This window comes from Ruminococcus sp. OM04-4AA, assembly GCF_003462585.1.
Classification (GTDB): Bacteria; Bacillota; Clostridia; order Lachnospirales; family Lachnospiraceae; genus Mediterraneibacter; species Mediterraneibacter faecis.
In genome coordinates this window covers 89440-97007 of record NZ_QTZH01000006.1, presented here as the reverse complement: position 1 = coordinate 97007, position 7568 = coordinate 89440, and the positions used below count along the sequence as shown (strand labels likewise).

4 protein-coding genes are annotated in these 7568 nt (G+C 41.5%); all 4 read right to left on the bottom strand.

What is annotated here, in order from left to right:
- Positions 1–896, bottom strand: an 896-nt coding sequence (locus tag DXB52_RS03635; RefSeq protein WP_472519939.1) for an RNA-dependent RNA polymerase family protein, incomplete at its 3' end; no start/stop codon positions are given.
- Between the two features lie 131 nt (positions 897–1027).
- The gene (locus DXB52_RS03630; RefSeq protein ID WP_117944169.1) at positions 1028–1948 is read right to left on the bottom strand and encodes a YodL domain-containing protein; all 921 of its coding nucleotides are present in this window, start codon (positions 1946–1948) and stop codon (positions 1028–1030) included.
- Positions 1945–2196: a transposon-transfer assisting family protein gene (locus DXB52_RS03625; protein WP_117944170.1), complete on the bottom strand. Its 252-nt coding sequence runs from the start codon at positions 2194–2196 to the stop codon at positions 1945–1947. The genes DXB52_RS03630 and DXB52_RS03625 overlap by 4 nt, the downstream gene beginning before the upstream one ends.
- Positions 2193–7553 (bottom strand): DUF3849 domain-containing protein, encoded by a 5361-nt coding sequence (locus DXB52_RS03620; RefSeq protein WP_117944171.1) that lies wholly within the window; start codon positions 7551–7553, stop codon positions 2193–2195. Before DXB52_RS03620 ends, DXB52_RS03625 begins: the two co-directional genes overlap by 4 nt.
- Positions 7554–7568 lie beyond the last annotated feature (15 nt).

Sequence of the window (7568 nt, the reverse complement as noted above, 5' to 3'; positions counted from 1 at the left end):
TTGTTTCTTTCCTTTTTTACATTTGATAATCTATATATCAACTGATTCAAAAAAGACAATTTATGTTGTATTTCTGTTCCAATCTGATTTTGCCTTTGAAAATCTTTAAGGACTTCTTCATTCCAGTGTCGCATAATTGCTTTCCAATATCTAGTCAATAAATTTTCTATATTATATGATTCATAATCTTCTATTTCTATCTTCCGGTCATTTCCTTCGTGATCATTTTCTGCTAGCACCTGATTAAACAGACCTCTGATTGTTTCATTATCATATTTATTGCAAAAAATATAAAAATCATCTGAGAAGTATTCAAAATGGCAATTAATAGACGCATCTTCTAAGGCTGTTTCAAAATCATCTGATATTTTTTTCAATGCATTTTCTGCAAAGTAAAGAGACAAGTAGTTACCCATTATTATCCCACCTGTTCTTCCATTGTTCATACTTGTAAAAACATTGTCCTTTAGTTGTCCCTTCGGTAAATAGTGTGAATATAATTTCCCATAAAAATCTTTAATATCAAGTTTAATCAGATTGTCGTACAGACACAAATTCATAAAATCATCATTTAGTTGTGCATCATACTCGCCAGCTATAAAATCTCCCGTATCAAAGTTAACCGTCATTCTACTATGTTCAGGATTAATTCCTTGAATGTTATCAAAGTCAGGTAACCCCGAATAATAATGATATGCCCGTACAAAGTTCAGAACATTTGGAATTTTCAATGTTCTATATTTACCATTTCCTTTTTGTACATTAAAAGAAACAGGCATAGTCCAACACAATTCTCTTGTGCTAAAATTCTCAATATCCGCAGGATACTTTAATAAATCAATATTTACAAAATGCCTTACCGCATTTTTAAAATTATATAAATTATTCAAATCCATCTTACATCCCCTATTAAGTATGGCAATCATATCTTCTGTTACATATTTCTAGCTATATTATAATTCATCTACTACTTTTTGCAATAAAAATGGCCCTGCTACCTCAGTAGCAAGACCATCTCTGTTGAAAATCACTTCTTCTTCCTTTCCATCTCTTCTTCCATCGCCTTCTGTTGCTGTGGCTGCCCTTTGCCTTGACTGGCTATCTTCTTCTGATGATTGCGGAGCCGCTTCAGTACTGATCTCCGTGGAGCATTCTTATCCTTTTTCTTTAGAGTGTTGTTCATCAGTCCGTCAATCATGTTGTAATTGGCTTCTTCTGTCATCTCTGCACTGCGAAGGTATTCTCCATTATCCATGACTTTCTGCCAGTTCGCCAGCTCTGGTTTCTTCTTTTGTATTCCTTCTGGCTGTGTCTGCCCAGTCTGAGCTTGTGCCTGTATCTGCTGTTGTCTTTGCTGTTCCTGTTCTTTTGCTGCCTGTTGCTGCATAAAGTTCTGAATGTTCCGTCTGGCTTCTTCATCAAAACCATTGTAACAGTCATTCATGACTACGGCACCTTCCTCACTGAGAATCACATAGGCTGCTCTTGTCCCATACTCCTCATGTTCCATCAGAAACCATTTCTTCTCATTCATCAAAATATAATCCTGGGCAAGCCATGTTCCTTTCTTTCCTTCGATTTCATATCCGGTCGTATCAATGGAAAGTCTGGTATCGGAGGAACTTTTGATTGTGAGAAATTCCGGAATGATGATAAAACCATCTTTGTTGACATAGTAAGCTGTGGTTTTTCCATCATCGGTAATGACAATCACATCGCTGCAACCGATGGAATGACCTTTGAAGTTTTTCGGTCGCTGCTTCTGCAAGCGTGTTTTAATGTCAGCCGGAGTTTCCCCCGGCTGGATTCTTCCAATATACACCTGATGATAGTTTTCTATCTGGACTGTTTTTCCTTCGCTTTTCAGTTTCTCGTAAGAACGGAAACGGACATCCCGGTACTCAGGGGTATCTTTTACCTGATATACTGCACACTGACTTGTACTCATTCTTCTTCCTCCTCTTTCAGTTCCATTTTATATTCTTCCAGATCCATAAGAAAAACTTCATAACCTTCATCACTCATACAGAACAGTTTTCTTATGGTATTGCAGACAAGCCCAATCATATCTGCATCGCCTTTCAGAAAAGGAATGATATGGTCGATTGCCTCCATCGTGTCATTTCGGTTTCCTTTATCAAACATTGCAGTTACTAAACATTCATCTGCGTCAAAGTTCATTGCCAGATCCATCATAATTCCACCTCTCCCTTCTTATGTGCCTTGGATTTCTCCGTTGCCTTGTTTTGCTCCTGTGCTTTTGCCCTTGCCTGAAAATCTTTTAAAGACTGCAGCACAGATTTCTTCACTTCACCTTTTGCTCTGCTTACAAGTTCTACCTTTTGTGGCTGACTCTGACTTACAGATACCGGTTCCTGCTCTGACCTTCTGTCTGCCGCAACCGCAGAAGGTTTCTGTTCACTTCCTATTGCTGTTTCTGCCGCATGTTCCGCTTCCTGCACCCTTCCATACTTTTCATCCAGATACTTTTCCATGTCTGTGATTGCTTTCTGCACCAGAGGGCTTTCTTTATAGTGTGGAATCATATCTATCAGATCACGCCGTATCCGGTCTGCACTCATCAACTCATATTCTCCGGAATAATCTTCATCACCATCTTGCAGATCAAATCCGATTCCTTTAATCCCATGCAGTCTCTCTGCTGGGATACTCTCATATATTTTAATGGCTTCTTCTAAAGTAAGGTTGTTATGGTACTCTCCCATGACCGGAAACTCCATGCACTCTGCGACATAAAAACTGATCGTGGCTTCTGGCTGTTCCTGCTCTGGCTGTTTGTCAAAGATAGAAAATCTCTCTGCGTCCTCCAGACGGGAAAGTAATGACCGGGCAGTTATCACATCACTGTCTATATCAGACTCTTCCGATACTTCAACCAGCCAGTCCTTTAAACACCCTGTTTTCTTATTCAGAATGTCCTCTGTGATTTTCTCCACCTGTTCTTCCCTGTTCTCAACAGTATCCTTATATTCGTAAGTGTCATATTCATAGCTGAAATTATCTAAATCCACCGACAGCTTTTTAATCTCCTGCTGATCAAGGTAAACATCTGCTTCCTTCATATATTCTGCCAGAGTGATTCTTTCTTCTGCGATAGGATTGATGTCCACCTTAATACCTGCCATTGCTATACCATGAGCATTTAATTCATTGAAGAAACTGTCTTCACGGATATTGCCACGATAAGAAAGTACTACATCAAGGTCAGAATCTTCCCGGTAAAGGTCTTGTCTGCTTCTGGAACCATACACTCTTGCAGCAAGCAGCTCTACCTCCTGTTCCATTCCCATATCTTCTAATACTGCCTGTGCATGATACAGAACCCCTCTTTCTACTTCTGCCCTGCTCAGACTATTTAATGCCAGTTCATTTCTTCCAATCTCAGAAGTCGCACGAAGTTCCCTTTCCTGCAATAAATCTTTAGAGTGCTGGATCGTCATTTCTTCAAATTCTTTATAATCCACTTTGACACATTCCATATCATCCATTCTTTCACTTTTAAGGATTTCATAAGCAGCTTCCTGAATAGATGCGTCTGGATTATCGTAATCACCACTCTGGATTTCATGCAGATCAGAGTCATAAAAAATAAACGAATATCCTTCTTCTGTTGCCTGTATGGTCAGATACCCTTTACTCCTGGTAAACTGCATTGCGATTCCTTCATAGGTTTGCATTGCTTCTTCCCTGCGAAATCCTTCAAAAATACTTGCCGGGCAGTTCTTTTCTAATTGTATCCGCTGCATCTGTTCTTCCTGAACTTCTTCCACATCTGCCATCAGTTCTTCATAATCCACTACTTTTGCATCTTCCAGTGAGTACCCTTTATCTTCTAAAATATCACTGGCAGCTTCATCTACATAGATTGTCGGATTGTCATAGATTCCTCCATCATCCTCCTGATAATCTTCATTGTAAAATGTATAGTCATAGCCATCTTCTGCGGTCTGGATTGTAAAGTATTGTTTTCCAATCTGATATGCAATCTGTACCTCATTCCAGTCCAGCATATTTTCCATTTTATTTACCGCTTCATATATTTCCGGATTCAGCCATCCTCCGATCTGTTCATATGCATGGGTCATCTGATCTATCCCATTTTCACATCGGATAAAATCCATGTTTTCCTGCATTGTTTCCGTATTCTGGATACCAAGCACTTTTTCCTGATGATTTGGCAGACGTAAATATTCCTGCATCGCTTCATCCAGTGATTCATACCGGTTTACTTTTACTACACCCTCTGCATTTACATCTTCCATCACATAAAAATTATCAATGTAATGGATCTCTGGCATTTTTAACTTTATGCCTTCCGGCAGCTGCACCTCACTGACTGCATGAAAATTAAATCGGACATCCGTTCCAGATTCATTTTTTCCTGCCATCGTTTCTTCCCAGGTATCTTTCTGTACTGCCTGTATTTCTTCGATTGTAAGTGTCTGTCCACTCCGCAGGGTTACAGCAGAATCTTTCGGGAATTCCGTCAGGTCATAAAGTGTTGTTCCATTTTCCTGCAAATATTCTGAAACAGCTTCCAATGCTCCTGCATCAAACCCGTTCCATAAGTCCTCCGCTACAAGCTGTCCATTTTCTGCTACGATAATGCCTGCCACATCGGAGCCAAATTCATCGTGTTCCATTAAGAAGAATTTCTCCCCGGCATATTCCTTTTCATCAACCGTATGCCATGTCCCGTTATGTCCTTCTGCTTCATACCCTCTTGTCTCTGCCGTGATCGTCACTTCGTTTTCTCCTATCGCCTGTTCTATCCTCTGCATCCGGATCTCAGCTCTTGCCATGTCGATAAACCCATCTAAAACTGCCGGGTGGCTTTCGATCACATAATCCAGGTTCAGATTTCTGCCCCGGTTGATATTTTCCGGGACTTCGATATGCTCCGCCCAGTCTTTGTTCTGTCTGGAAAATCTTCCATCATGGGAAAGTTCACGGATGGTATTTGCCATAACAAAATTCATACGTTCTTCCCCGAAGCGTTCCACGACTTCTTTTGCCGCATCCTGCTTTAAGTGCAGCCCGTCAAAATTCTCCCGGATGGCTTCTTCGATTGCTTTCTTACAGTCCAGGTTTAACTTTCTGGAATCCAGATAAGCATCCACATCCCGTTCTCCCATTGCCTGTTCCAATGTTCCTTTATAAACTGGCGGATATGCCCTGACGGAATTATGTTCCAGCATGTTCATTCTCTGCTGGACAAACTCCGGAAGTTCCTGAAATCCAAAAGAATCTACATAATAGGCTGTGATCTCTGCACCCCTGTTTATCACGATCACATCACTTACCGATAAGGAATGGCCACGGAAATCTTCCGGTCGGTCAATGTTAAAGCGTTCAAATATATTGTCTAACGTGATTGTTGGCATCCACGGTGCTACATAAACCATCCGGTAATCCTTTCCGTCAATGGTATAGCCCAGACTCTTTGCGGATTCCATTCCCATAAACTGATAAGTATGCTCATCTCCGGTATCCATCTGATAAATGGCAAACCTTCCGCTTTCTCCATGCAGAAGAAGTGTCTCATCAATCTTTTCTGCATTCTGCCGTTCCAGTGCTTCCTGTTTTGTAGCAGATATTTCTCTCTCTTTCTGCACTTCCCATTCTGTTTCTGTGATTCCAAAGATACCGTCATATCCAAGGATCTCACTTTCCGTCTCCACAAGCATCTGTTCTGCCCGTTGTGGATTCTCTGGATTTCCGTGTAAGATATAAATTTCTGCCCCTCCACGGTACAGTTCATATGCCCGGTCTTTCGTAAGCGGGAGCATATGGTCTAACTGGATTCCTGCCTCGTGCATTTCCGTAAAACCGATCATGCCATCCGGGAAATTGTCAATCTGTGCCTGTGTTTCATTCATAAGGCTTCTCGTATATTCACTTCCCGGTCTGCGGATTGCGGTCATCATACGGTTCACCAGTCCAAGCACTTCGTCTTTGTCATCCATCTTATATGCAAAATTCACAATAAGATTTCTCTGGGAATCTGTAAAATCTCCCGTATTGGCAGCTTCTGCTGTTTCAATCAGACTGTGGGCATACTGCATGGCTGTTTCTTCTTCAATTTCCGGTTCCTTCGCTGGAAAGTTCGCCCTTGCTGCCTGGATCACTTCATACACCAGCTTTGAACCGGCTTCATCGTAAGATTCCCTCATGTCCCATACCAGGTCATTCAGTCTTTCCACCTGTCCGGGGAAGGTTTCTGCGTATTCATTTACAAATGCCTTTTCTTCTTCTGAAAAAACATTTCTTGGAAACTCTGCTTTTTGCACCAACATCTCTACCTGCTCTTTCGGAGAAAGATCAGAAAAAGAAGTAACGCCTGTGTCAGCATCATATTCCACATCATAAAAATCAATCGGATAGTTCTCTCCGTGCCCACTGCTGTCATAGAGTGGTGTGACGGCAGCACCTTTTTCTTCCAGAAAACTTTCCAGTGGTTTCTCATTTTCCTCTATCTCACCACTTTCCAGAAGGCGGACATATTCACCCACATTCTGCTCTAACTGTTCCCTGCTCATGTTTTCGATCAAATCATAAGTAAACTCGGAACCCATACTGCCTGAAAGATGCAGAATTAAATCTTCCTTATGAAAAGTATCCCGAACTGGTCTTTCCATTTCCAGCTCGTGCATCTGTGTCTCGATATTCTCAATGACTTCCGCAGACGTTTTTCGGATGGTATCCATAGATGCCCGGAGTGCTTTCATATCCTTGCTTTCACACCAGCTGACAATATAGGTAAAAGAGTATTCTGAAGTATCCAGACCAAAGTGATTGCAGACAATATAAGCAATACTTTCTGCTTCTACTTCTTTTGTTGTCCGGTCTTTTAAAATTCCTTCCACATCCATTACTTCCCGGTCATGCAGCAATGCGTGGCTTACTTCATGGACTCCGGTTTTCATGGTCTGGAGATTGCTCATATTTTCCTGAATTGCGATATACTTTTCCGTCTGATGATAATAGCCTTTTGCTTCCCCTTCTATCTCCATCATGCGGATTGGAACAGGGGAAATGTTCTGCAATGCTTCCATGAACGTGTCATAAAACTGTACGCTCCCGGTAAGTTCCGGTACTTCCAGTTCTGCAATCGGCTCTCCCTCTGTCTGGCTGACATCAAATACCGTTGTCACACGGAACCTTGGAATGACCATCTCCACGATCTCTGTTTCCGGCTGACCGTCATCCCCGATCACCGGCTCTTTGGTCACCGGGTCGATCTTTTCAATCTCCTGTTTCTCACGGATGGGTGCCGGTGCGATGATCTGGATTCCTTTTTCCCCACGTTTTACATGGCGGTTAAATTTCTTCTGCCATGCCTGATACCCTGCCACCAGTGTTGCTTCCGGTTTCTGCATGGTGATCAGAAGGGTGTTATTAAAACTGTAATTATGGAACTTGGACATGGTATTCAGATATTCTGTATATCTCTCCGAAGTAAAGATTTCTTTTACTCCCTGCTCCAGCCGTTCCGATATTTCTTTTAATTGTTTTTTTATATTATTTGCCATAAACAAACCCTCCAT

What these genes read in the sequence shown, in the direction of transcription:
- DXB52_RS03630 (WP_117944169.1), bottom strand. Translation starts at nt 1,948, where the DNA reads ATGAGTACAAGTCAGTGTGCAGTATATCAGGTAAAAGATACCCCTGAG.
- DXB52_RS03625 (WP_117944170.1), bottom strand. Translation starts at nt 2,196, where the DNA reads ATGATGGATCTGGCAATGAACTTTGACGCAGATGAATGTTTAGTAACT.
- DXB52_RS03620 (WP_117944171.1), bottom strand. Translation starts at nt 7,553, where the DNA reads ATGGCAAATAATATAAAAAAACAATTAAAAGAAATATCGGAACGGCTG.